The following is a 23,245-nucleotide window of genomic DNA, read 5'->3' on the forward strand; positions in this document are numbered from 1 at the left end:
TATCCAACGAGAAACGGTTATATCGGCCCGAATGGACGAAATGGCCCAGCTGGATTGGACAAAATCCAATAAAGCCCGGGAATGTTACGAAAAATCCGGTTTTGATTGGATAAAATCCACCGAAGCTCCGCCGCGCCCTGTTTTTCCATCAAGCCCTCTCCGTTCAGATGACAATTGTCCGCCAAACCGCCAAGCCGAGCAAAAAATCGGACTTGCAAAGCGGCATAGCCGTTTTCTTTAACCCCCTTTCGATCCCGATCGAGGGGGAGTTTTATTTGGGAAACGCATCGAATTGCTCCTTTCCATCAAGCCTGTATTTGATGTAATATGTAAGGTATTCAGGAGGGATCCCAATGAACGAATTAAAACTGAAAATTCTGGATCTGCTCAAGGAAGACGCGCGCTTGTCCGCATCCGTCATCGCCACGATGCTGGGTGCGGACGAATCCGAAGTGTCCAAAGCCATCGCGGAGATGGAGAGCGATCATGTCATCGTCAAATATGCGACCGTCGTCAATTGGAGCAAGGTCGACGACGAAAAAGTAACCGCCTTGATCGAGGTGGAGTGCTCGCCGGAACGGGGGCGCGGCTTTGAAAGCATCGCGGAACGGATTTATTTGTATCCCGAGGTCAAATCCGTCTACCTCATGTCCGGAGCGTACGACCTGCTCGTCGAAATCGAAGGCAAAAACCTGAAGGAAGTCGCGGCGTTCGTATCCAACAAGCTGTCCACGATCGAATCGGTCATCTCGACGAAAACCTTTTTTATTTTGAAAAAATACAAGCAGGACGGCATCATCTTCGAAGAATTCGAGGACGATCACCGATTGCCGATTTCACCGTAACTTATAACCGAAAGAGGGAAAGAAGGTCCCATGATCAAAGACGAGGAAATGCCCACAACCCGGACCAAACGAATGGAAGAGTATTTGTCGGCCGGCGCCCGCGCCATTCAGCCGTCGGGTATTCGCCGATTTTTCGACCTGGTGAGCGCCAGCAAGGACAGCAGCATCATTTCGCTCGGCGTCGGCGAACCGGACTTCGTAACGCCTTGGCGGTTTCGGGATGCGGCGGTGTATTCGCTTGAGAAGGGAAAAACGCAATATACGTCCAACGCCGGCATGCCGGAGCTGCGGGAAGCGATCGGCGGCTATTTGCACGGAAGGTTCCAGATGGACTATGATCCCGCGAACGAAATTCTCGTGACCGTGGGCGGCAGCGAAGCGATCGATCTGGCCATCCGGGCGCTGATCGAGCCCGGCGACGAAATGCTCGTGCCCGAGCCCTGCTACATTTCCTACAATCCGATCACCGAGCTCGGAGGCGGCGTGGCCGTCGGCATCGAGACGTTCGCCAAAGACGGGTTCAAGCTGACCGCGGAGAACTTGCGGGCCGCCATTACGCCGCGCTCCAAGCTGCTTATTTTGTGCTATCCGAGCAATCCGACCGGCGCCATCATGACGTACGAGGATATGCTGCCGATCGCCAAAGTGGTCGAAGAGCACGATCTGATCGTCGTCTCGGACGAAATTTATGCGGAATTGACGTACGGCGACCGGCACGTCAGCTTCTCGAAGCTGCCGGGCATGCGGGATCGGACGATCGTCGTCAGCGGATTTTCCAAAGCGTTCGCGATGACCGGCTGGCGGCTCGGCTATGCGTGCGGGCACCCGGACATTATCGGCGCCATGCTCAAGATTCATCAGTATACCGTCATGTGCGCCCCGATCATGAGCCAGGTGGCGGCGCTCGAAGCGCTGAAAAACGGCATCGAAGAAATGCAGCGCATGATCGAGTCCTACAATCAGCGCAGGAGGCTGGTCGTGAACGGCTTCCGCGAAATCGGACTGGAATGCCATGAGCCGCAGGGCGCGTTTTACGCGTTTCCGTCCATTCAGTCGTCGGGCCTGAGCTCCAACGAGTTTGCGGAACGTCTTCTGAAGGAAGCGAAAGTCGCCGTCGTGCCCGGGCACGTGTTCGGCAAAGGCGGGGAAGGCTTTATCCGCTGCTCTTACGCGACCTCGGTCGCGCAGTTGACGGAATCGGTGGAGAGAATTGGCGAGTTTTTGAACAAAATGTGATTTTTGATCAATTTCTCTAATTTAGATATGAATTTTCCCCATGTTCTGCTATAATTACCCTTGTTTTTCAAGCCGCTGGATGATGACTCGTCAAGTGAAAGGGGAGAGAGCATGGAGACGGCGGAGTATGTTTACGATTCCTACGCGAATTCCGGCAATTTGGCTGACGAAATCGACATTTTGAGGCGGAGCATGACCGAGGTGTTTTTGCGGGAAATGTCGTTTACCTCGGAACCTGTCATCGAAATCAGCCGCTTGCTGGATATGAAAATAAATGAATATATGAAACAGGCCTTGATTGCCCGCTAAGCCCGGAGGTGCGTTTCCGGGCTTTTTCTTTTTGTGCTATAGTGAAACAAGAACGGTCGCGACAGGAGGGGAGCGGGATGCTGTGGATCGTCACCGGGGGAGTCGGCAGCGGGAAAACGGCGTTCGCCCGGCGTCTCGCCGAAGCGCTGGGCCGGGAAGCGATATGGCTGACTTGTCCCGCCTTTCCCGACGACCCGGCGATCGTGCCGGCGCGGCTAGGCGATTCGCCGAAACCGGACTCCTCTTTGCGCCTTGCGACGCTTGATGCGGACGCGGATTTGGCCCGCAAATTGCAGGAAATCAATCTGAGCTCGAATCCGTTCCGGATCGACCAGCGAGTCGTCGTCTTCGACGGGCTGGCCGGCTGGCTGCGCCGCAGATTGGCTTTCGGGGCGGAGGAGGCGGCGATGGATCCGGGCCACCTGGCCGCGCAGCTGGATGCGGCGCTGGATGAAATCGTCGAGGCGATTTTGGCTTTTGCCGGGAGACGCATCGTCGTAACGGAGGAACCGGCCGCGGGACTTGCCGGCGGTCTGTGGGAGCGCTGGTATGCGACCCGGCTCTCGGCGGCGAACATGCGCCTGGCAAGCGCCTGCGACGGCATGCACCGGCTGACGGCCGGCGTGGCCGCGGAATTGAAAGGATTGCGCACGAAGCGGGGGATTTTTCAAAAGTGAACCTATATACCCGAACGGGAGACAAAGGAACGACGTCCGTTATCGGCTCGCGCGTCTTAAAGGACGATGCGCGGGTGGAGGCTTTCGGGACGATCGACGAGCTGAACGCGCTGGTCGGTCTGGCGGCCGCGGCGCTCGCGGCCCTGCCTGACGGCAAGGGCGCGGAGATGCTGAACGAGCTGGCCGTCATCCAGCACGAGCTGTTCGACTGCGGCTCCGACCTGTCGTATGCGCAGCCGAAGCCGGAGCAGCTGAAAGTATCGGCCGCGATGACGGAGCGGCTGGAGACGTGGATCGACCGGCACGCGGCCGCGGCGCCGGCGATCGAGCGGTTTATATTGCCCGGCGGCAGCCCGCCGGCCGCGACGCTGCATGCGTGCCGGACCGTGTGCCGGCGCGCGGAGCGCCGGGCGGTGACGCTGTCGGCGTCGGGGCAAAGCTGCCCGGAAGAGGTGCTGCGCTACTTGAACCGGCTTTCCGATTATTTTTTCGCCGCGGCTCGCGCGGCGAACGCGCTGCTCGGCGTCCGGGACACGGAATACGAACGCGGAGCCCGCGTGTTCGGACGGAGGCCGCCGGCCGATGCATGAATCGGCGGACCGGTATTACCCGCCGATCGTTCACGTCGCGCTTCCGGCCGACGAGGGCAGGACGCTGCGCGACGTGCTGAAGCTGCGGCTCGGCATTTCCCGGAAGCTGTACGTCCGGCTGAAGACGTCCGAGGACGGATTGAAGATCAACGGGCAACCGGCGCGCCCGCACGATAAAATCGCGGCCGGGGACAAAATCGAGGTGCGGATGGCGGAGGAGACGTCGGAAGATATTTTGCCGCAGCCGATGGAGCTCGATATCGTGTTCGAGGACGAGCATTTGCTCGTGCTGAACAAGCCGGCCGGCGTAATCGTTCATCCGACGACCGGACATTACATGAACACGCTGGCCAACGGGGTCATGCATTATTGGCGAGAGCGCGGCGAGCGGTGCCGGTTTCGCCCGGTGCATCGCCTGGACGAGCACACGTCGGGACTGGTGATCGTCGCCAAACATCCGTACGCGCACCAGCAGCTATCGGAACAGATGATCGAAGGAACGGTGGAAAAAGAATACCTGGCTTTCGTTTACGGAAAGCCGCCGCTGGAGGCGGGGGAAGTGCGCGGGCCGATCGGTCGCGTCCCGGAAGACCCGCATCGGCGGGCGATTCGCGACGACGGCGCGCCGTCGTTGACGTACTACGCGCTGGCCCGCCATTTCGCCTGCGGAGCCTCGGAGCTGGCGATCCGGCTCGGAACGGGGCGAACGCACCAGATCCGGGTCCATATGACCTCGATCGGCTGCCCGCTCATCGGCGACGGCTATTATACCGACCCGGCCTGGGAACGGTCGGCGCTGTCTCGTCTGCTGGACGGCGCGGCGCAGCGGCAGGCGCTGCACGCGCGGCTGCTCGGCTTTCGCCATCCGGTCACGAAGGAAGCGATGACGCTCGAAGCCGCGCTGCCGCGGGACCTGGAGGCGCTGGCGGCGCGGCTCGCGGAATTGCCGGAGCTTCCGTGGCCGGGATCTTCGCAAGCTTCCGGCGAAAACGGCGGCCGGCATCGTTAAGCGCCGAAAGCGCCTTTGGCGCGGAGCCGCAACCAACGGCCGGAAATGCCCGTTATGGGGCTGAACCTGAAACATTCGGCGGATGAACGGTCGACGAGACCGTTCATCCGTCCGGACTCCCGGATGAGGAAACGAGACACAAGGAGCATCGCGATGAGCAAAAAATTGCACGTTTACCACTACCCGAAGTGCGGCACGTGCCGCAAAGCGGTCAATTGGCTGAAGGAAAACGGCTATGAGCTGGAGCTTACGGACATTTTCGAACAGCCGCCGTCCGAAGACGAATTGCGGAAGCTGATCGCGCAAAGCGGACTGCCCGTCGCCAAATGGTTCAACACGTCGGGCGAAGTATATAAGGAGCAGAAGCTGAAGGACAAGCTGCCGAACCTGACCGACGATGAGAAAATCAGTCTCCTGTCCGGAAACGGCAGGCTGATCAAGCGGCCGGTCATGACCGACGGCCGCAAGGCGACGGTCGGCTTTCGCGAGCAGGACATCTTCCCCGTCTGGGGGCGGTAAAGGAGAGGAGCATCGCGTTGGCACAAGCGGAAGAGGGGCAAAGCAAGAAACGCGCTCCCGCGAAAGGATCGTGGGCATGGGCGGCCGGATTGCTCCTGCTGCTCTCCAAAGGCAAAGGAGTGCTGCTGGCGCTGCTGAAGTTCGGCAAGCCTCTGCTCTCGATGGCCGTCACGGTCGGGGCTTACGCGCTCATCTACCCGTGGACGTTCGCGCTCGGCTTCGTCGCGCTTATTTTCGTGCATGAGATGGGCCACGTGTGGGCGGCGAAGCGCCGCGGTTTGCCGGTCAGCGCCCCGGTTTTCATTCCGTTCGTCGGGGCGCTGATCATGATGAAACGAAACCCGAAGGATGCGGAAACGGAAGCGGCCATCGCCATCGGCGGTCCGGCGCTCGGGACGGTCGGGGCGTTCGTTTGCTACGGCATCGGGTACGTCACCGGCGCGGAAGTGTGGTATGCGCTCGCCTACGTCGGTTTCTTTTTGAACCTTCTCAATCTGCTGCCGATTCATCCGCTCGACGGGGGCCGGATCGCATCCGCGGTAAGCCGGTGGCTTTGGGTCGTCGGGGCGGTATTGGGTCCGTTCGTCGTCTGGTATACGGGCAGTTTCCTTTTTGCGCTCGTGTGGTTCTGGTTTCTATGGGAAATGTACAGACGATTCAAACGCGACCGCAACGGAGGGGAACCGCATTTCGCGGAAGGCGTTTACGAGGCGGAAGTCGCCCCGGCGCTGCCTGCGTGGTATTTTTCGGGCGAAACGCACCGGCGGGACCTTCCCTTTACCGCGTATTGCCGCTTGGACGGCCAGCACGTCGTGGAGTTCTGGTGGGAGCCGGTGTCGTTTCGCGGGCAGCTGGAAGTGAACGTGCCGTGCATTGTGAAAAACGTTCATATCCGTCAAATCAAGCCGCCCGACGAACACGGCAAGCTGACGCTGACGGTTCGCGTGGAAGGAACGAGACACGAGCCCGGCAATTATTACGACGTGCCGAGCCGCGTGCGCTGGCGGTACGGGCTCATGTACGGAGGACTCGCGCTCGTGCTGCTTTATATGATGTGGATGGTTCAGGAGACCGGACTGCCTCACCCGGGTTAACTTCGAAAGGAAGATGGACATGACGAACAAATGGAGGTCGGATCGGCTGGACAGGCTCGGTTCGGCGATTTTCGCCGAGGTGGCGGAGTGGAAGGCGGAGGCGCTCCGGCAAGGGACGGACGTGATCGCGCTCGACATCGGCAGTCCGGACCGTCCTCCTTCCCCGGAGATCATGGAGGCGCTGTCGAAGGCGGCCCTGCGGTCCGAGCTGTACCGGTACCCGGGCACGCAAGGCTCGGCGAAATTCCGCGAGACGGCGGCCGCGTGGTTCGAGCGCCGGTTCGGCGTCTCGCTGGATCCTCGCGGGGAATTGCTGTCGCTGATGGGGACGCAGGACGGCCTTGCCCACCTTGCGCTGGCGGTGACGAACCCCGGCGATTGCGTCCTGCTGCCCGATCCCGGATACCCCGTCTACCAGGCCGGGCTCGCCGTGGCCGGCGTGGAGGCGATCCGCCTGCCGTTAACCGAGGAAAACGGCTACTTGCCGGACTTTGACGCGGTGCCCGAAGCCGCATGGGACAAAATCAAGTTCATGCTGCTCAACTATCCGAGCAACCCGCTTTCGGCTACGGCCGATCTGGCGTTTTTCGAGCGGGCGGTTGAAGTCGCCCGGCGGCGCGGCGTGCTGCTCGTTCACGACAACGCGTACAGCGAAATGGCCTTCGACGGCTTCCGCCCGCCGAGCGTGCTGGAAGTGCCGGGCGCGAAGGAGGTAGCGGTCGAATTCCATTCGCTCTCGAAATCGTTTCATCTGGCAGGAGGCCGCATCGGCTTTGCCGTCGGCAATCGGGATGCGCTCGAATCGCTGCGGGCGCTGAAGGACAATATCGATTTCGGCGTTTTTCTCGCCGTGCAGGAGGCCGCCGTCGCCGCGATGGAGCGGGACATGGCGGCTCCCGAGCCGGTGGCCGCCCTCTACGAGCGGAGGAGGGACCGGTTCGTCGAGGCGCTTCGGGAAGAAGGGTGGGCCATTCCTCTTCCGAAAGCGACGATGTTCGTCTGGGCGCCGCTTCCCTCCGGGTGGACGTCCAGGACGTTCTCCCGGGAGCTGCTCGCGGCCGCGGGCGTAGCTTCGGTGCCGGGCCATGCGTTCGGCGCGCGGGGAGAAGGGTATGCGAGGCTGGCGCTGGTCGAGGAAGAAGAGCGGCTTGTTTGCGCCGCCCGCCGGATCGGCCGCTTTTTGCGGGAACATGAACCAAGGTAAAACTTAGAACGGGAAGGATGAAACCGATGGCGCTGATCAGGGAGACGGAGCCGGACGAGACGAGGCGCGTGCTGCTTATCGACGGCATGGCCGTGCTGTTTCGCGCCTTTTACGCCACCGCTTACGGAGGATCGGTCAAAAGGACGCAAAACGGCACGCCGGTCAATGCGATTCACGGGTATTTGCGGTATTTCGGCGATGCGGTGCAGCGTTTTTCGCCCACCCATATCGTCTGCTGCTGGGATATGGGCAGCACGACGTTTCGGACGGGCCAATACGCGGGCTACAAGGGAAATCGCCCGGAGGCCCCGGAAGATTTGGTTCCCCAGTTCGGCCTGATCCGGGACGTGATGGAGAGCTTCGGCGTCGTGAACGTCGGCGTCCGGGATTTCGAAGCCGACGATTGCATCGGGACGCTGGCCAGGCGGTTCAGCGGCGAGGCGCTGGTGACGATCATGACCGGCGACCACGACCTGCTGCAATTGACGGACGAACGCATCCGGGTCGCGATCATGAAAAAAGGACACGGCAATTATATCGTTTATACGCCCGAGGTTTTGATGGAAGAACGGCAAATGACGCCCGCCCAGATCGTCGATTTGAAAGGGCTGATGGGCGATGCGAGCGACAACTATCCCGGGGTGCGCGGCATCGGGGAAAAGACGGCGATGAAGCTGATCCGCGAGTACGCGTCCATTGACGGCATTTTGGAAAATTTGCCGCATATTTCGGCCTCGCTCCGGCGCAAAATCGAGGACGATCTGGAGATGCTTCATCTGTCCCGGGAGCTTGCCACGATCCGCTGCGACGCGCCCGTCGACTTGCCGCTAGAGCAATGCGTCTGGAACCTCGACCGGGTACGCGCGCTGGCGATGTGCGAGGAGCTGGAGTTCCGGGATCGCCTTCGCTGGATCGGGTGACGCGGTTCGCCTCTTCAAAACGACCCCGCTTTTTCCGAAAACGGAATCTCGGAAAAAGCAGGGTCGTTTTGTTTGCTCGTTATTCGGATTCGGGCTCGGGACGCTCGGCGTGCGTCGGATGGTCCCCGGGGTAGTCCCGCTCCATCCCGGCATGAAGCTCCCGGTTTTCATACGTATAGCTGTTCGGCGGACGCTGCTCCTCCCGCCACGGCGTGCTTTTGCCAAGCTTGACGGAAACCGGGCTGCCGTACGGGCCTTCCGGAAATTCTTCGGCGGTCAGGTCGTTGCGCTGCGATTCCACGGTCGCCAGGTCCGGGACCTGGTGCCGGGTTTCGGGGCGGGAACGCGGCATCGGTAACGTCTCCTTTTCGAAGGGGTTTCCGTTAGCTTCTCCCCGAACATAGGATCCATGCGCCGCTTTTTGTCGCTGTTCTCCCGCTGCATAACAAGCAACCGTAAGGAAACAATTAGGGGACAACGGTGTTCGAGGGGGACAGCATGGAACAAAAACTGTGGAAAAACCCGGTGTTCGCGGTGTCGGTCGCCGTCATCCTGTTGTTCGTTGCGTTCGGAGCGTTCGCGCCGACGGCGTTCGGCGATATCGCGAACCGGCTGTTTCTGTTTACGACGGACAACTTCGGCTGGTTTTATTTGCTGGCCGTCTTTTTGATTATCGTTTTTTTGATCGGACTGGCGATCAGCAAATACGGGTCGATTCGTCTAGGCGGAGACAAGGAAAAGCCCGAGTTTCCCTTTTTTACCTGGATCGGGATGCTGTTTTCCGCGGGCTTCGGGGCGGGGCTCGTCTTTTACGGCGTCGCCGAACCGATGAGCCACTTTTTTACGACGCCGTTCGCGGGCGTTCCGCCGTTGACGGAGGAAGCGGCGCGAATCGCGATGGGCTATTCCTTTTTTCACTGGGGAATCAGCCAATGGTCGGTGTCCGCCATCGTCGGTCTCGCCATCGCTTTCATGCAGTTCAAAAAGCAAAAAAACGGTCTGATTTCGACCGCGACCGAACCGGTTACGGGCTCCAGGCCGATCGTGAAAAACGCGATCGACAGCTTGGCCGTCATTGCCACCGTCATGGGAATCGCCACTTCCGTCGGCCTCGGCGTCCTGCAAATGAACGGAGGCCTGAAAGCCGTATGGGGCATCGGGGATTCCGTCGGCATACAGCTGCTCATGATCGCGGCGCTTTTCGTTCTCTATATGCTTTCGTCGACGACGGGGCTGGATAAGGGCATTCGCGTGCTCAGCAATTTGAATCTGGCAGCGGCATTGGCTCTCGTGCTGTTTATTTTCGTTGCCGGCCCTACCGTCTTTATTCTGGAGACGTTCACGCTGGCGCTCGGGGATTATATCGCCAACTTCATCCAGTACAGCCTGCGGTTGCAGCCTTATGCCGGAGGCACCTGGATTCGGGATTGGACGATTTTCTACTGGGCTTGGGCGATCGCCTGGTCGCCGTTCGTGGGCGGATTCGTGGCCCGGGTATCGAAAGGAAGGACGATCCGCGAATTCATTATCGGCGTCATGGTCGTCCCGCCGCTGATCGCCTGCCTGTGGATGGCGGCGTTCGGGGGGACCGCCTTGTGGCACGACTTGAATCGCGGCGCCGGCATTGCGGCGGCCGTAAATGCGGATCTGACCTCGGCTTTGTTCGAGCTCTACAGGCATATGCCGTTTACGGCGATTTTGTCTTTTCTGTCGATTTTGCTCATCGCGACTTTCCTGGTCACGTCGGCGGATTCCGCGACGTTTATTTTGGCGAGCATGACGACCCGCGGCAGCCTGAATCCGCCGCTCGCCGCCAAAATCGTCTGCGGCGCGCTGATGGCGGGAATCGCGGCGACGCTGTTGTACGCGGGCGGGCTCGAAGCGCTGCAAACCGCCTCCTTGATCGCGGCGCTGCCTTTTACCGTGCTGCTCTTGCTTTTGATCTGGTCGATCGTCAAATTGCTGCGCAAAGAGCCGCTGCCGATCCGGAAGGCCGACTTGCGGCGCTTTCAGCGGCTGGAGGAAGCGGCTCACAAGCAAAAAAACAAAGCGAGATAACGCGGGATCGGCAAAAAGCTTTTCAATCGGTAAAGTGTGGCTCGCCCAGCACGAGGCTTAAAAATTGGGACAGCTCGGCCGCCTGCTCGTCATCGAGCTTGAAGACGGAGTTCAGAACGCCCTCTTCCTCCAAATCGTCCGCGCCGAGCACGGCGCTGCGTCCCGATTGCATGTCGACAACCAGCTTTTTGCCGTAGAACCGGTTCGTCGTCGTAATGGCCAGGTCGAACCGGTGCATGCCCGGCGTAATGAAGGTTACGAATCTCGTCGAAGTCTGCTCGGTGCTGTCGGACATAAAGTCGAAATCGTTCGGTTTCAAAAAACAAGCCTCCTTTCTTTATTGCCCGTATGGCCGGTCCTGATAAACAAACCCCGGGAAAACCGTGCGGTCCTCATAGCTGCCGTGAAAAATGTCGGTCGTCGCCGGAGACATCGGCGGAATGAGCCACGACCAGCGGCCGGTCACTTCGCGGCCGGCCCGGGCCTCGTTTTTCTCGAACATTTTGAATTGCTGCGCGGCCGTATGATGGTCGACGATGCTGACGCCGCTTTTTCGAAACGAATGAAGCACGGCCGCATTCAGCTCGACGAGGGCGCGATCCTTCCAAAGGGATGAATGGGTGCTCGTATCCAGCCCCATATTGCGTGCGACCGCAGGCAGCATATCGTAGCGGAACTCGTCGGCCAAATTGCGGGCCCCGATTTCCGTTCCCATGTACCAGCCGTTGAACGGGGCCGCGGGATAGCGAACGCCTCCGATTTCAAGCGCCATATCCGATATGATCGGAACGGCGTACCATTTGACTGCGGTTTCGCCGAAAAGGTCGAGTTCGGGATGGGACAGGGGGACTTCCAGCACAAGCCGCTCGGGAATCGGATACAGCCGCGGCTCCTGTTCGTCCGTCTGGATGACGAGAGGCAGCACGTCGAACGGAGTGCCTGCGCCCTGCCAGCCCAGCTTGCGGCAAACATCCGTAAAGCTTGCCGAAGCGGGGTCGCCGATGATGCCGTCCTCCGTCCGGTAGCCCGCGTAGCGGATGAGCTGGTGGTTCCAGATGCGCACCGGTTCCCTTCCGCCGGTTGCCGGCGCGAACACGGTGATCGCCGGACGGATTTCGCCGCCGTTGGTGGCGAATTCGATATGCCGCAGCAACGCGGCGTATACGTCGTCGGAAGTCTCGCAATCCCTGGCGTCGAGGACGTGCATCCGGTTCCAGAACAGCCTGCCGATGCAGCGGTTGGCGTTGCGCCACGCCATTTTCGCTCCGTGCGACAGTTCCTCGAACGTGTGGCTGTAGCGGCCTTCCGTTTCGAGCTGCCGTCCGATTTCCCGAATGCGCCTTTCCGCTTCCGCGGGCGACTTGTCCAGTTCCCCGTAAGCCTGTCTGATGAAAGTTTCCGCTTCCGCGTATCGTTTGTCCGTCCCCGTCGCGGACGTTCTCGCGCTGTTCATAAGGGCGTACCTGCCTTCCTGCCATAACCGGTCTAAAATATCCGAAGATGACTTAACCTTAACATAATTTCGGAGATCGCGGCAAAAGGAGAACCTGTGACAGGACGGGGCAGCGGCGGACAAAAAAAGTTAACTTGCCAATTCGATCCATATTCAGTATAATAGCCATACATAGTTCAGGCATTCGAGAGGAAGCACCTCTTTCGTCCATGCGGCGGGAGGTGCTTTTTTGTGTCTCCGCATGGCGTTCGTGCCGGAACATGCCAATATGCCGCGGAAGCGGGCAAGGAGGAATCTCGAATGGAAGTCGTATTTCTGAATCGGTTTGAACGGACGGCCGGACTGTCGGACGTCGAGCGGGGGCAAGTGTTTATCGGCGAAGAGCAGGGAATGTGGACGGCCGGATGGCAGGAGCTCCGGGACGCGGAGACGGCGGAACGGGAGCTTTGGTATGAAGGCGCGAGCTGGGAAGAGCTGCTGGCCTCGTTCCGGTACGGAATCGCCAAGCGGATGAAGGACGGATTCCGCCCGCTGCTGGACAGCATGCTGGAGGATGCTCCTTATTGGGAGCGCACGCCCGCGTTGCCGGGGCTGCTGGCTTGCTACGCCGATTTGAATGACAGGGAGAAGGAGCTGGAGCCGCTGCGCCAGTGGAGACGCGCCAAGTCGGCGGAAGAGCGCCGGGCGGCTTATTTGGTGGCGACGAATCGCGAATTGCAAATGCTGGCCGTTTACGTGCCGCGGACGATGGAGGAGCTCGGGCAAATTCCGGGATTCGGCCCGAGAAAGACCGAGCGCTACGGAGCGGAGCTGCTCGAATTGCTGAAGCCGCTGCCGCGGGAGCATTCGTTTCCGCTGAATTGGGTCGAGCGGAAAATCGATTTGAACACGTGGAGCGAGTGGACGTTCCGCCAGAAGGAGGAGAAATACGGGAAAAGCCTGTCGCTCGTCCGGGAAAAGCGCAAGCTGCTGGCCGGCATTCGCCAGGGGCACACGTTGGACGAGCTGGAGCGGGAGTTGAATGTGCCGCGAAGGCAGCTGATCGAGCGGATCGAGAAGCTGGACGAGGAAGGCTACGACGTGTCGATGCTGGTCGATAAGGAGCTGGCCGGCATGCCCCAGACGGAAATCGACGGCGCGCTCAAGGCGATGAAGGATTTGGGCGATCGCTTTTTGAAGCCGCTCGTCAAGCGGATTTACGGCGTCACGGAAGAAGGCGGCGGGGAAGCCGAACGCTGCTACGAAAAGGTTCGCTTCGTCCGGATCCGTTATCGCCGGGACGCGCAAGCGGTCTAGACGGTAACGGCAGACCCCGGCGCTTCCGCTTCTGAGGCGGGAAGCCCGGGGTCCGTTTGCGCCGTTACAGCCAATCTCTTTTTCGAAAATAATAAAACATGCCGAACCCGATCAAAACCATGATGACGAGCAAAACGATCGAGCCGTATTCCTCGTGCATGCCCGGAATATAATCGAAATTCATCCCGTAAACGCCCGTAATGAAGGTCAGCGGCATGAAGATCGTCGTAAGAGCGGTAAAAACGCGCATGATTTCGTTGGCCCTCGTGTTGATGCTCGACTGGTAGGCTTCTCGCAAGTTCCCCATCAAATCGCGGTACGTCTCGAACGTTTCGTAAATTTTAATCGCGTTTTCGTGAATGTCCACGAAATACTTCTGCAGCTCGTCGTCGATGAGCCGGAGATCGCGCTTGTTCAGCGCTCCGATGACGTCGCGCTGCGGTCCGAGCACCTTTTTCAGCCATAAAATTTCGCTTCGCAGACCGACGATTTCGGTCAGGTGCGATTTCTTCGAGTGCATCAGAATGTCCTCTTCGAGACTGTCGATGCGGGCTTCGATCCGGTCGCCGACGAGAAAGTAATTGTCTACGACGATGTCGACGAGATGATAAAGCAGCCGGTCGGCCTTGTTGACTTCCTGCTCCCACAGAATCGGCTTGATCGAACGAAGCTCGTTGATTTTTTGCCGCGTTACGGTGATGAGATAGTGCCGTCCGAGAAACATGTTGAGCGCCCGGAGGAAAATTTCCTCGTCGTCGAAACGTATGCTGTTGATGACGATGAAATAATGATTTTCGTAAACCTCCAGCTTGGGCCGCTGCTCTTCCTCGGTCATGCAGTCCTCCACGGCCAGATCGTGCAGCCCGAACAGCGGCTGAAGGTCGACAAGGTCTTCGATGTTCGCGTCGATCCAGTAAAAGCCGTCCTCCGGCGGGGTCAGCGCCGCGCGTACGTCTTCCACCGGCGTAAAGACGCCTTTGTTTACCAATCGGATTTTCATCGGTATCCGCTCCTTTGCATGAAAATCATGCAGGAGGCCGTAATGCCGATCGTTCAAAAGAAGGAAGGGCCGGCCGCGGCGAAATCGGGCGGCGGAACCTTCGCGACGGCTTGCGGTCCTGCTCTGTGCGGGTTGACGAACGAATGCTGCTGGGTCCCGGCTGATCGCCTTCCACGGCCGACTCCCCCCTTCGAAAAGTGTCGAAATAAAGCCTGCAATCCGTCCTAAGTATAATCTCCCGCAAAGCCCCTTTCAAGAAACATTTGCGGACGGGCGGCAAACGATGCCGATGATGAGATAGTGTAAAATCTCTGTGGGTGTAGGAATTGGAAAAAGCGGATATAGAAAAAGAGCTTCTCCCTTGGTAAAGTGATGTTTGCGCACAACACACCAAGAAGGAGGAAGCTCCTGTGAGCCACTTTACCACAACAATGCCGACGATGAAAGAGATTGAGCAATGGATTTTCCGGAAAATGCAGGAGGAATTCGCTCGTGCGATGAAGCAGGTACTGGAGGCGCTGGATCAGCAGATCCTGGAGCAACGGGACCGAGAGCGTTATCGAGTAAAGGACGAGCGTGAAACAAGCGTCAACACAGTGTTCGGGAATGTGCGCTTTAAGCGGAGATTGTACTGTGACCGTAGAAGCGGCAAACACGTGTATCTGCTGGATCAGCTGTTGCAATTCGAAGGGCGCGGGAAAGTCAGTCCGCATTTGGAAGAGACAGCAATCGCATTCGCAAGCCAAGGACCGTCGTACCGGGACAGCGCAAAGAGGCTGGAGCAGCTTTTGGGCTACAATGTGCTGAGCCACCAAGCGATCAGGGAAAAACTGATGGAGCGTGCGCAACAGCCGATGCCAGCGGTGAAACGGCGCGCTGCCCGCGTGCTGTTCGTGGAAGTGGATGGGCTGTACACGAAGCTGCAGCGGAGCAAAAAGCGCGGGATGGAGAACGCAATTGCAGTCGTACACGAAGGCTGGGAGAAGAACGGCAAGCGGGTACAGCTGAAGAACAAACAGCATTACCTGCATACGAGCGGCGGCGACTTCTGGGAAGGGTTCGGGGACTTTCTGGTGGAGCGTTACGAAATCGACGAGAACACGTGGCTTGTGGTGAACGGAGACGGCGCGGCGTGGATCGGGGAATGTACATCCTACTTTCACCAATGTCTGTACATGCTGGACCGCTTTCATGTGGCGCGTGATTTGAAACGCTTTGTTGGTCATTTGCCGCAGGTGTGGGAGACCGTGAGACGGTCTTTGGCCAAACAGGATGCAGCCGCGCTTATGGCGGTCCTGGAAGGCGTGTCGGAGCAAGAGATAGCGGAAGAGAACCGGAAGGATTGGAAGCCGTATAAAAGATTTCTAAAGCGGCATGAGAAGCATTTGGACGACTACCGAAAAACACTCCAGGCGAAGGGGATCGACACAAGCGGTATGCGCCCGATGGGAAGCGCGGAATCGCAGATGCGTATATTCGCCAAGCGGACGAAGCGTGGCGGGTACAGTTGGAGTGAGCGAGGCGTCAGGGCGATGCTGAGGACGATGATGAGGATTCAAGAAGCGGGCACGGTGGTAAGAACGGTTGAAGGACAAGCGAGTAAGCAGGCAACGCCGCAGCAGTCGATAAACATGCGGCAATTGCTCAAGAACGTGACGCAACCGGTCAAGGGTTGTATCGCTGGAATGATTCGCATGCTGCAAGGACCGAAGCAAAGCAGCACAACGGGTATGGCACTCAAAGCACTTCGCGGATAACGGCAAAAAATTCTGACAAATCACTTGTGTTTGATGAAAGAACGAAGCAAAGCGCTTACAAGGAAGAGGTTCCTTCGGGGTTCGCGTTCCAGGCATCTTAAATGACTGCCCACGCTAGCTTGACACTGACCGATGATGAATTCGGCTTGACGATGGTATCGTTTTCGGGTAAATTAGGATTAGTTTGATTACAACCGAATAGGTTTTGCCATCTTATCAAGAGCAGGCGGAGGGACTAGCCCTATGAAGCCCGGCAACCGGCGTCGACGACGCACGGTGCTAATTCTTGCGGAAACGGACGCGGACGCGGCGTTTCTGACAGATGAGAGAGGCGCACGGTCCTTTACCGACGACGGCCCTTTCTCCGGAAAGGGCCTTTCTTCTGTTCGATGATGCGCAAACGACGACAAAGGAGGCTGACAGCTATGCCGATTAAAGTGCCCGACCATTTGCCGGCCAAGGAAATTCTCGCCGGAGAGAATATATTCGTCATGGATGAGAGCGTAGCCTACAAGCAGGATATTCGGCCGCTGCGAATCGCGATCCTGAATTTGATGCCGACCAAGGAGACGACCGAAACGCAGCTGCTGCGGCTGATCGGCAATACGCCGCTGCAGGTAGAGGTCGTTCTGCTTCACCCGAAAACCCATACGTCCAAAAACACGTCGGCGGAGCATTTGGAAACATTTTACAAAACGTTCGACGATATCAGCCATCAGCGGTATGACGGCATGATCATTACCGGGGCTCCCGTCGAGCAGCTTCCGTTCGAGGACGTTACGTACTGGGAAGAGCTGAAGGACATTATGGACTGGAGCGCCCGCAACGTAACCTCGACGTTCCACATTTGCTGGGCGGCGCAAGCGGGGCTTTATCACCATTTCGGCGTACCGAAGCACGATTTGCCGCAAAAGCTGTTCGGCGTGTTCCCGCACACGATCGCCAAACGCAACGTCCGCTTGCTCAGAGGGTTCGACGAGATGTTTTACGTGCCGCAATCGCGCCATACCGAAGTGCGGCGCGAGGATATCGAGAAGGTGCCGGGCCTCGAGATCCTGTCCGAATCCGAAGATTCGGGCGTATACATCGCCGCCACGGAAAACGGCAGGCAAATTTTCGTGACCGGCCATTCGGAGTACGACCCGCTGACGCTGAAGTGGGAGTACGACCGCGACAAGGCGAAGGGGCTGCGGATCGACGTGCCGCAAAATTATTTTCCGAACAACGACCCGTCCCGGTTGCCGCTGTCGACGTGGCGGGCGCACGCGAATCTGCTGTTTTCCAATTGGCTGAACTATTATGTCTACCAGGAAACGCCTTACGATCTCGGAGCAGGAATCTAAATATTGCGCGAAGGAGCAGCCACCATTCATGAACATTGAAAGCCGCTTGGCCCAAATCGGTTCCCAAAACGACCCCCAGACCGGGGCGGTAAGCTATCCGATCTACAACGCTACCGCTTTCCGCCACCCGAAGCTCGGACAGAGCACCGGGTTCGACTATTCCCGCACGAAAAGCCCGACGAGATCGGTGCTTGAGGCCGCCGCGGCCGATTTGGAAAGCGGCGATGCAGGCTTCGCCTGCAGCTCGGGAATGGCTGCGCTGCAAACGATTTTCGCCTTGTTCGGGCAGGGCGACCACTTGATTGTGTCGCTCGATTTGTACGGCGGAACCTACCGCTTGCTGGAAAAAATCATGTCCCGCTTCGGCGTCTCCGCCTCTTACGTCGACACCGACGACATGGACGCGCTGGAAGCTCATTGGACGCCCGCGACCAAGGCGGTGCTCATCGAAACGCCGACGAATCCGCTCATGATGATCACCGATCTTGCGAAGGTATCCGCATGGGCCAAGCGCAAGGGCATGCTGACGATCGTTGACAACACGCTGCTGACGCCGTATTTGCAGCGCCCGATCGAGCTCGGCGCCGATATCGTCATCCACAGCGCCACCAAATATTTGGGCGGGCATAACGACGTGCTGGCGGGCCTGATCGTCACCAAGGGCAAGGAGCTGTCGGAGCAGATGGCGTTTTTGCACAATTCGATCGGCGCCGTGCTCGGCCCGCAGGATTCGTGGCTGCTGATGAGAGGAATGAAGACGCTGGCGCTGCGGATGGAGCGGCACGAATCCAATTCCGTCCGGCTCGCGCAATGGCTGAAGGAGCATCCGGCCGTCGAGGAAGTGTACCATCCGGCGCTGCCCCACCATCCCGGCCATGAGATCCAGAAGCGCCAGGCATCGGGCAATACCGGCATTTTCTCGTTCCGGATGAAGGACGCGAGAACGGTCGAGCCGATTTTGCGCCATTTGAAGCTGATCGCCTTCGCGGAAAGCCTGGGCGGCGTCGAATCGCTGCTCACCTATCCGGCGGTTCAGACGCACGCGGACATTCCGGAGGAAATCCGCCGCAAGGTCGGCGTCGACGATCGGCTGCTGCGCTTCTCGGTCGGCATCGAGCATATCGACGATCTCATCGCCGACCTGGACAACGCGATCGGCGAGGCGCTTCGCGAAATCGGAAAGGAGTAACGCGAACATGAGCAGACAATCCGAATCCGACTTCGAACGGAACGAGACGCGCTTTGCGACCAAGCTGATTCATTTCGGCAAGGAGATCGACGAAACGACGGGGGCGTCCAGCGTTCCGATTTTCCAGGCTTCGACCTTTCATCATTTCGATTTGGACAACCCTCCGAAGCACGATTACAGCCGCTCGGGCAATCCGACGCGGGAAGCGCTCGAGGAATATATCGCCCTGCTCGAAGGAGGCGCGAACGGCTTCGCGTTCGCGTCCGGGATGGCCGCCATCTCGACGGCCTTTCTGCTGCTGTCCGCGGGCGACCACGTCATTGTGACGGAGGACGTTTACGGCGGCACCTACCGATTGCTGACGACCGTGCTGAACCGTCTGCAAATCGACTCGACGTTCGTCGACATGACCGACTTCGAGCAGGTTAAGGCGGCGCTCCGGCCGAACACGAAAGCGGTGTTCATCGAGACGCCGTCCAATCCGACGCTGAAAATTACCGACATCGCCGAAGTCGCCGGTTGGGCCAAAGAGAACGGACTGCTGTCGATGCTCGACAACACGTTCATGACGCCTTATCATCAGCGTCCGATCGAGCTCGGGGTTGACGTCGTCATCCACAGCGCGACCAAATTTTTGGGCGGGCACAGCGACGTGCTGGCCGGGTTGATCGTCACGAGAGACGAGTCGCTCGGCCGCCGCGTCAAGCAGCTGCAAAACGGGCTGGGCACCGTCCTGGGCGCCCAGGAAAGCTGGCTGCTGATGCGGGGGATGAAGACGCTGCGGGTGCGGATGGCGGAGAGCGAGCGCGGGGCGGCCAAGCTGGCCCGGTGGCTGCAAGCCCATCCGGCCGTCGGGCGCGTGTACTACCCGGGACTTGAAGGCCATCCGGGCCGCGAGGTTCACGAGCGTCAATCGCTCGGGTACGGCGCCGTCGTGTCGTTTGACGTTGGCGACGGAGAACGGGCCCGCCGGCTGCTGGGGCGCGTTCGCTTGCCGCTCGTCGCGGTCAGCCTCGGCGCGGTCGAAAGCATTTTGTCTTACCCGGCGATGATGTCCCATGCGGCGATGCCGAAGGAGGTCCGGCTGGCCCGGGGAATTACGGACGGGCTCGTGCGGTACTCGGTCGGTCTCGAAGACGCGGACGACCTGATCGCGGATTTGCAGCAAGCTCTGGAATCGACGGAATAATTGCGTTTATCAAGCCGCGGCGCCGCCCCTTACTTTTAGAAAGTGGTGGCTGCTGCGGTTTATTTGTGCTACGATGAACAAGACGAGTTAATCGGTTAACGTTTTTTCGGCCAGAGAGAAGCGCAAGAGGGAGGAGAAACCGAAATGAGTACGATAGATCCCATTTTGAAACGGGCCGCAAGCGGGGAACGACTGCAGCTCGATGACGTTATCGCGCTGTTCGAATCGGATGAAATCGAGAAAATGGGGCACGCGGCCAACCAGATCATGCTGAAGCACCATCCCGAACCGATCACGACGTTCGTCGTCGGCCGGAACGTCAACTATACGAATATTTGCGACGTTTATTGCCGGTTTTGTGCGTTTTACCGCGCTCCGGGCTCGAAGGAAGGCTACGTTCTGCCGGACGAAGCGATCCTGCAAAAAATCCAGGAAACCGTCGACGTCGGCGGCACCGAAATTTTGATGCAGGGCGGAACGAACCCGAACTTGCCGTTTACTTACTATCTCGATCTTCTCCGCAAGATCAAAGCGAGATTCCCGCAAATTACGATGCACTCGTTCTCGCCTGCGGAAATCCACAAAATGAAAGAAGTGTCGAACGGCCTCTCGCTGGACGAAGTCGTGCGCCAAATTCACGAAGCCGGGCTTGACTCGCTGCCGGGCGGGGGAGCGGAAATTTTGGACGACCGCACCCGGAAGAAGATCAGCCGCCTGAAAGGCAGCTGGCGCGACTGGATGGACGTGATGACCGCCGCGCACAAGGTCGGAATGACGACAACGGGCACGATGGTCATCGGCTTCGGGGAATCGATGGAGGAGCGGGCGCTGCATTTGCTTCGCATCCGCGACGCGCAGGACGAATGCGTGAACAACGGCTATCCGTCGAAAGGGTTCCTCGCGTTTATCCCGTGGACGTTCCAGCCGGACAACACGAACATGAAGCGGGAGAAAGCGACGCCCGAAGAATACTTGAAGACGCTCGCGATCAGCCGGATCGCGCTGGACAACATCCCGAATTTCCAATCGTCCTGGGTGACGATGGGGCCGGAAATCGGCAAGCTGTCGCTTACGTACGGCGCGAACGACTTCGGCAGCACGATGATGGAGGAGAACGTCGTGTCCGCGGCCGGAACGACGCACAAAGTCAATATCGAAGCCTGTCTGCGGATCATCCGCGAAGCCGGCAAAATTCCGGCGCAGCGGAACACGCAGTATGAAATCTTGAAGGTATACGAAGAGAACGAACACGCGACGAAAGACTTCGTCATGCAAAATTGAATTCCCTCGGCTTGAGCGAAGCCTTCCCGTCCCTGCGAATCAGCCGGCTGGGAAGGCTTTTTTGCTGTTTCCAAGGTGCAGGATCAAGCGGTCCCGCTATCCGGTGCTCTCCCCGTGCAAACGCCGATAGCCTTCGCTGGATTTTATCCGTTCCCTCACGTTCTGGCTTTCGCCATCACCGTCCGGTTTTTTCCCGATCGCTTCGCTTCGTACAAGGCTTCGTCCGCTTTGCGGAAAAAAGCCTCCTTGCTCATCCCGGCAGCATGGGAAGCGATGCCGATGCTTACGGTCGCCGCTTGGCCGTTCAACTCCGGATGCTTCATTTCGGCCGCCGCGCCCCGGATGTTCTCCATCAGCTCGTACGCTTCCAGAATGGACCGCTCGGTGATGAGCACGGCCAGCTCCTCTCCGCCGTAACGGGCCGCGATATCGTTGGGGCCGATCAAGGATTTGACCGTGCCGGAAATCGCTCGAAGCACGTCGTCGCCGGCGCTGTGGCCGAACGTATCGTTCACTTGCTTGAAATTGTCGATGTCCACTAGCGCCAAGTGAAGACGCAAATTTCCCGAGTCGCTTTGTTCGGTCAGCCTGGAGAAATACTCCTGGAACGCCCCGTGATTGTAAGTGTCGGTCAGGGCGTCGGTTTTGGCGCGCTTGTCCATGACGATCGAACGGACGAGCAGCTGCTGCTGGGCATCGTAAGCTTTGGCGAGTTTGCGGTACAGATCGCGGCCGCGCAGCAGCACGCCGATGCCGACGGCGCTGTATATGCAGAGAATGGCCGAAATTCCGATGATTTCATCCAACGTGACGGACTTTTGGATTTCGGGATGGATACAGGCCAGAGCAATGAAAGAGCCTACCGCAAGGCCGAAACCGAAAAGCGACAGGCCGACTCGAAAGTAAAAAACGCTGACCAACACCGGGAAGAAAAGGGCAAGAAGCAAAAATTGGGCGTCGACGTGCAGCACCGCGACGCTTACGGCCAAAGTTGCGGAAACGGCTACGATAACGTATTCATGAATCTTGGGAAAAAAACGAACGGCCGCTTCGGCTGCGAAGACGGCTGCCAAATTCAGCGAACCGTATCGGAGATGCCGGGCCATTGACGATGGCGTCATCCCGCCGTCCGGTTGGGCGATCAGATAAAACAGCTCGATCGCGACGGCCATCGCAAAAAGGAACCATAGGCAATTAAGCAGCCGACGGTTCCATTTGGCGCGATAATTTTTCAATTCTTCCGAACCGATCATTTCGATACCTCACGTTTTGTCGAACCCAACAAAATTCCATTCGCGTTGTCATTTTATAAAATATACCATACCCGATCGCCGATCGTATATCCCCAATTCGGCCACCATATAGTTAGGATAATGGGATCGCGGGAGGCGGAGATGATGAGAATGGACAGCTGGACGATTGCGGCAGGCAAATCGGCTTCGCACGAACTGGCGACGATGTTGAACCGCTCTTTTGCCGGATTGAGCGGAAATGACGGGGAAGGGCCGTGGGCGGTCGAAGAGGGCGGAAATATCCGCTGCTGCTTGAAGATCGGGCAGGGGCGGGACGAGTTTTGCTCCCGAACAGGTCAGGTTTTGGCGGAGTACACGGTGGAAGAACGGGAATTGAAAATGCTTCGGCGCTTTTTGGAAACGGGCCAAGGTTTGCGCAATGGTTTCGAAATCGACTTGATCGTGGCCGAAACGATCGCGCTGCTGGATGGCGAGCCGGAACCGGACGTCCGGGAGAACGGGAGAGGGCGGGAACGCCGAATTCGCAGGCTGGGTCAGCATTACGCCGCCTATTTGAAGGAAAATGACTATTTGAATTTGGACGGATTTATTCGCTTCCGTCTTCGCGAGTACCGGGAGGAGGTGAAGGAAGCGGCCGAGACGGCGCTGGAAGATCGGCTCATGGAAAGGCAATACCAGGAGTTCGTGTCGCTTCTGCAAACGATGGTGGAATGGCAGGAGGTAAAGATGGCCGAAGTTCACGTTCTTCATGGCGGAGGACATGCCTTCAAGCTGCTTGACGATCGCTTGCGGCCCCTGGAGAGGGACGCGGAGGGAAATGGCGCGGAAGGAAGCGACCTCGCGGAATCGGGCGACGGGGACGAGGAGGAGAGCATGCTGGTCAGCCGTCTGCTCGCCGCTTCTCCCCGGCGGCTTTACATTCATACCGACGACCCGGAAGCGCAGGTCATCCGGACGCTGATGGGCATATTCGGCGAACGGGCCGCCTTGTGCCCGGAACATCTCACTTGACGCGGAAGGCTT

General features: G+C 58.8%; 23 protein-coding genes and 1 riboswitch. Of the genes, 18 read left to right on the forward strand and 5 right to left on the reverse strand.

Annotated features, from left to right (window positions below):
• The first annotated feature begins 353 nt into the window (after window positions 1-353).
• The 10 genes from B7E11_RS16655 to B7E11_RS16700 all read left to right on the forward strand — a co-directional run bounded on the left by B7E11_RS16655 (window position 354) and on the right by B7E11_RS16700 (window position 8,403).
• The gene (locus B7E11_RS16655; RefSeq protein ID WP_080836644.1) at window positions 354-845 is read left to right on the forward strand and encodes an Lrp/AsnC family transcriptional regulator; all 492 of its coding nucleotides are present in this window, start codon (window positions 354-356) and stop codon (window positions 843-845) included.
• 30 nt (window positions 846-875) lie between these two features.
• Window positions 876-2,081 (forward strand): aminotransferase class I/II-fold pyridoxal phosphate-dependent enzyme, encoded by a 1,206-nt coding sequence (locus B7E11_RS16660; protein ID WP_080836646.1) that lies wholly within the window; start codon window positions 876-878, stop codon window positions 2,079-2,081.
• Between the two features lie 111 nt (window positions 2,082-2,192).
• Complete coding sequence (locus B7E11_RS16665) at window positions 2,193-2,390, forward strand: aspartyl-phosphate phosphatase Spo0E family protein (RefSeq protein ID WP_080836648.1); 198 nt, start codon at window positions 2,193-2,195, stop codon at window positions 2,388-2,390.
• Between the two features lie 77 nt (window positions 2,391-2,467).
• On the forward strand, window positions 2,468-3,067 hold the full coding sequence (locus B7E11_RS16670) for a bifunctional adenosylcobinamide kinase/adenosylcobinamide-phosphate guanylyltransferase (RefSeq protein ID WP_080836651.1): 600 nt from the start codon (window positions 2,468-2,470) through the stop codon (window positions 3,065-3,067).
• Window positions 3,064-3,657, forward strand: coding sequence for a cob(I)yrinic acid a,c-diamide adenosyltransferase (locus B7E11_RS16675; RefSeq protein WP_080836653.1), 594 nt, complete (start codon window positions 3,064-3,066; stop codon window positions 3,655-3,657). Before B7E11_RS16670 ends, B7E11_RS16675 begins: the two co-directional genes overlap by 4 nt.
• Entirely contained in the window at window positions 3,650-4,666 is a 1,017-nt protein-coding gene (locus B7E11_RS16680; protein ID WP_080836654.1) for an RluA family pseudouridine synthase, read from the forward strand. Before B7E11_RS16675 ends, B7E11_RS16680 begins: the two co-directional genes overlap by 8 nt.
• A 153-nt stretch (window positions 4,667-4,819) precedes the next feature.
• Window positions 4,820-5,185 carry a Spx/MgsR family RNA polymerase-binding regulatory protein gene (locus B7E11_RS16685; protein ID WP_080840858.1) on the forward strand — a complete coding sequence of 122 codons (366 nt, stop codon included), beginning with the start codon at window positions 4,820-4,822 and terminating at the stop codon, window positions 5,183-5,185.
• A 17-nt stretch (window positions 5,186-5,202) separates the two neighbouring features.
• The gene (locus tag B7E11_RS16690) at window positions 5,203-6,279 is read left to right on the forward strand and encodes a site-2 protease family protein (RefSeq protein WP_080836656.1); all 1,077 of its coding nucleotides are present in this window, start codon (window positions 5,203-5,205) and stop codon (window positions 6,277-6,279) included.
• A gap of 19 nt (window positions 6,280-6,298) precedes the next feature.
• Window positions 6,299-7,483, forward strand: coding sequence for an aminotransferase class I/II-fold pyridoxal phosphate-dependent enzyme (locus tag B7E11_RS16695; protein WP_080836658.1), 1,185 nt, complete (start codon window positions 6,299-6,301; stop codon window positions 7,481-7,483).
• Window positions 7,484-7,509: 26 nt separating this feature from the next.
• A complete protein-coding gene (locus tag B7E11_RS16700) occupies window positions 7,510-8,403 on the forward strand; it encodes a 5'-3' exonuclease (RefSeq protein ID WP_080836659.1) in 894 nt (297 codons plus the stop codon).
• Between the two features lie 79 nt (window positions 8,404-8,482).
• Here B7E11_RS16700 and B7E11_RS16705 read toward each other — a convergent pair whose 3' ends face one another.
• Window positions 8,483-8,755 (reverse strand): hypothetical protein, encoded by a 273-nt coding sequence (locus B7E11_RS16705; RefSeq protein ID WP_080836661.1) that lies wholly within the window; start codon window positions 8,753-8,755, stop codon window positions 8,483-8,485.
• A gap of 146 nt (window positions 8,756-8,901) precedes the next feature.
• Between B7E11_RS16705 and B7E11_RS16710 the strand changes: the two genes are divergently transcribed.
• On the forward strand, window positions 8,902-10,461 hold the full coding sequence (locus tag B7E11_RS16710; protein ID WP_080836663.1) for a BCCT family transporter: 1,560 nt from the start codon (window positions 8,902-8,904) through the stop codon (window positions 10,459-10,461).
• A 22-nt stretch (window positions 10,462-10,483) separates the two neighbouring features.
• Here the strand turns inward: B7E11_RS16710 and B7E11_RS16715 are convergent, their stop codons facing one another.
• Together B7E11_RS16715 and B7E11_RS16720 are read right to left on the reverse strand one after the other, a co-directional pair.
• Window positions 10,484-10,780, reverse strand: coding sequence for a DUF3055 domain-containing protein (locus B7E11_RS16715; RefSeq protein WP_080836665.1), 297 nt, complete (start codon window positions 10,778-10,780; stop codon window positions 10,484-10,486).
• An 18-nt stretch (window positions 10,781-10,798) separates the two neighbouring features.
• Window positions 10,799-11,914, reverse strand: coding sequence for a nitric oxide synthase oxygenase (locus tag B7E11_RS16720; protein WP_080836666.1), 1,116 nt, complete (start codon window positions 11,912-11,914; stop codon window positions 10,799-10,801).
• 300 nt (window positions 11,915-12,214) lie between these two features.
• Between B7E11_RS16720 and B7E11_RS16725 the strand changes: the two genes are divergently transcribed.
• A complete protein-coding gene (locus tag B7E11_RS16725; protein WP_080836668.1) occupies window positions 12,215-13,210 on the forward strand; it encodes an HRDC domain-containing protein in 996 nt (331 codons plus the stop codon).
• A 64-nt stretch (window positions 13,211-13,274) separates the two neighbouring features.
• On the opposite strand, the gene corA is transcribed toward B7E11_RS16725, so the two are convergent.
• Window positions 13,275-14,210, reverse strand: coding sequence for a magnesium/cobalt transporter CorA (corA, locus tag B7E11_RS16730; RefSeq protein ID WP_080836670.1), 936 nt, complete (start codon window positions 14,208-14,210; stop codon window positions 13,275-13,277).
• Window positions 14,211-14,620: 410 nt separating this feature from the next.
• On the opposite strand from corA, the gene B7E11_RS16735 reads away from it, so the two are divergent.
• From B7E11_RS16735 to mqnC, 5 genes are all read left to right on the forward strand, one after another.
• The gene (locus B7E11_RS16735) at window positions 14,621-15,967 is read left to right on the forward strand and encodes an ISLre2-like element ISTco1 family transposase (protein WP_080836672.1); all 1,347 of its coding nucleotides are present in this window, start codon (window positions 14,621-14,623) and stop codon (window positions 15,965-15,967) included.
• Between the two features lie 210 nt (window positions 15,968-16,177).
• Window positions 16,178-16,296: riboswitch (SAM riboswitch) on the forward strand.
• Between the two features lie 96 nt (window positions 16,297-16,392).
• Window positions 16,393-17,310: a homoserine O-acetyltransferase MetA gene (metA, locus tag B7E11_RS16740; protein WP_080836675.1), complete on the forward strand. Its 918-nt coding sequence runs from the start codon at window positions 16,393-16,395 to the stop codon at window positions 17,308-17,310.
• Window positions 17,311-17,338: 28 nt separating this feature from the next.
• Window positions 17,339-18,499, forward strand: a complete 1,161-nt coding sequence (locus B7E11_RS16745; RefSeq protein ID WP_139787230.1) for a PLP-dependent transferase — start codon at window positions 17,339-17,341, stop codon at window positions 18,497-18,499.
• Between the two features lie 7 nt (window positions 18,500-18,506).
• Window positions 18,507-19,688, forward strand: a complete 1,182-nt coding sequence (locus B7E11_RS16750; protein WP_080836681.1) for a trans-sulfuration enzyme family protein — start codon at window positions 18,507-18,509, stop codon at window positions 19,686-19,688.
• Window positions 19,689-19,832: 144 nt separating this feature from the next.
• Window positions 19,833-20,969 carry a cyclic dehypoxanthinyl futalosine synthase gene (gene mqnC, locus B7E11_RS16755; RefSeq protein WP_080836683.1) on the forward strand — a complete coding sequence of 379 codons (1,137 nt, stop codon included), beginning with the start codon at window positions 19,833-19,835 and terminating at the stop codon, window positions 20,967-20,969.
• A 155-nt stretch (window positions 20,970-21,124) separates the two neighbouring features.
• Here the strand turns inward: mqnC and B7E11_RS16760 are convergent, their stop codons facing one another.
• Window positions 21,125-22,222, reverse strand: coding sequence for a GGDEF domain-containing protein (locus B7E11_RS16760; protein ID WP_080836685.1), 1,098 nt, complete (start codon window positions 22,220-22,222; stop codon window positions 21,125-21,127).
• Between the two features lie 144 nt (window positions 22,223-22,366).
• On the opposite strand from B7E11_RS16760, the gene B7E11_RS16765 reads away from it, so the two are divergent.
• Window positions 22,367-23,233 (forward strand): putative sporulation protein YtxC, encoded by an 867-nt coding sequence (locus B7E11_RS16765; RefSeq protein ID WP_176220794.1) that lies wholly within the window; start codon window positions 22,367-22,369, stop codon window positions 23,231-23,233.
• Window positions 23,234-23,245: the final 12 nt, after the last annotated feature.

This window comes from Cohnella massiliensis (assembly GCF_900169535.1).
GTDB lineage: Bacteria > Bacillota > Bacilli > Paenibacillales > Paenibacillaceae > Cohnella > Cohnella algarum.

Coding starts and splice junctions, on each gene's coding strand:
- B7E11_RS16655 (WP_080836644.1), top strand. CDS start 354: ATGAACGAATTAAAACTGAAAATTCTGGATCTGCTCAAGGAAGACGCG.
- B7E11_RS16660 (WP_080836646.1), top strand. CDS start 876: ATGATCAAAGACGAGGAAATGCCCACAACCCGGACCAAACGAATGGAA.
- B7E11_RS16665 (WP_080836648.1), top strand. CDS start 2,193: ATGGAGACGGCGGAGTATGTTTACGATTCCTACGCGAATTCCGGCAAT.
- B7E11_RS16670 (WP_080836651.1), top strand. CDS start 2,468: ATGCTGTGGATCGTCACCGGGGGAGTCGGCAGCGGGAAAACGGCGTTC.
- B7E11_RS16680 (WP_080836654.1), top strand. CDS start 3,650: ATGCATGAATCGGCGGACCGGTATTACCCGCCGATCGTTCACGTCGCG.
- B7E11_RS16685 (WP_080840858.1), top strand. CDS start 4,820: ATGAGCAAAAAATTGCACGTTTACCACTACCCGAAGTGCGGCACGTGC.
- B7E11_RS16695 (WP_080836658.1), top strand. CDS start 6,299: ATGACGAACAAATGGAGGTCGGATCGGCTGGACAGGCTCGGTTCGGCG.
- B7E11_RS16700 (WP_080836659.1), top strand. CDS start 7,510: ATGGCGCTGATCAGGGAGACGGAGCCGGACGAGACGAGGCGCGTGCTG.
- B7E11_RS16705 (WP_080836661.1), bottom strand. CDS start 8,755: ATGCCGCGTTCCCGCCCCGAAACCCGGCACCAGGTCCCGGACCTGGCG.
- B7E11_RS16710 (WP_080836663.1), top strand. CDS start 8,902: ATGGAACAAAAACTGTGGAAAAACCCGGTGTTCGCGGTGTCGGTCGCC.
- B7E11_RS16720 (WP_080836666.1), bottom strand. CDS start 11,914: ATGAACAGCGCGAGAACGTCCGCGACGGGGACGGACAAACGATACGCG.
- B7E11_RS16725 (WP_080836668.1), top strand. CDS start 12,215: ATGGAAGTCGTATTTCTGAATCGGTTTGAACGGACGGCCGGACTGTCG.
- corA (WP_080836670.1), bottom strand. CDS start 14,210: ATGAAAATCCGATTGGTAAACAAAGGCGTCTTTACGCCGGTGGAAGAC.
- metA (WP_080836675.1), top strand. CDS start 16,393: ATGCCGATTAAAGTGCCCGACCATTTGCCGGCCAAGGAAATTCTCGCC.
- B7E11_RS16745 (WP_139787230.1), top strand. CDS start 17,339: ATGAACATTGAAAGCCGCTTGGCCCAAATCGGTTCCCAAAACGACCCC.
- B7E11_RS16750 (WP_080836681.1), top strand. CDS start 18,507: ATGAGCAGACAATCCGAATCCGACTTCGAACGGAACGAGACGCGCTTT.
- mqnC (WP_080836683.1), top strand. CDS start 19,833: ATGAGTACGATAGATCCCATTTTGAAACGGGCCGCAAGCGGGGAACGA.
- B7E11_RS16760 (WP_080836685.1), bottom strand. CDS start 22,222: ATGATCGGTTCGGAAGAATTGAAAAATTATCGCGCCAAATGGAACCGT.
- B7E11_RS16765 (WP_176220794.1), top strand. CDS start 22,367: ATGAGAATGGACAGCTGGACGATTGCGGCAGGCAAATCGGCTTCGCAC.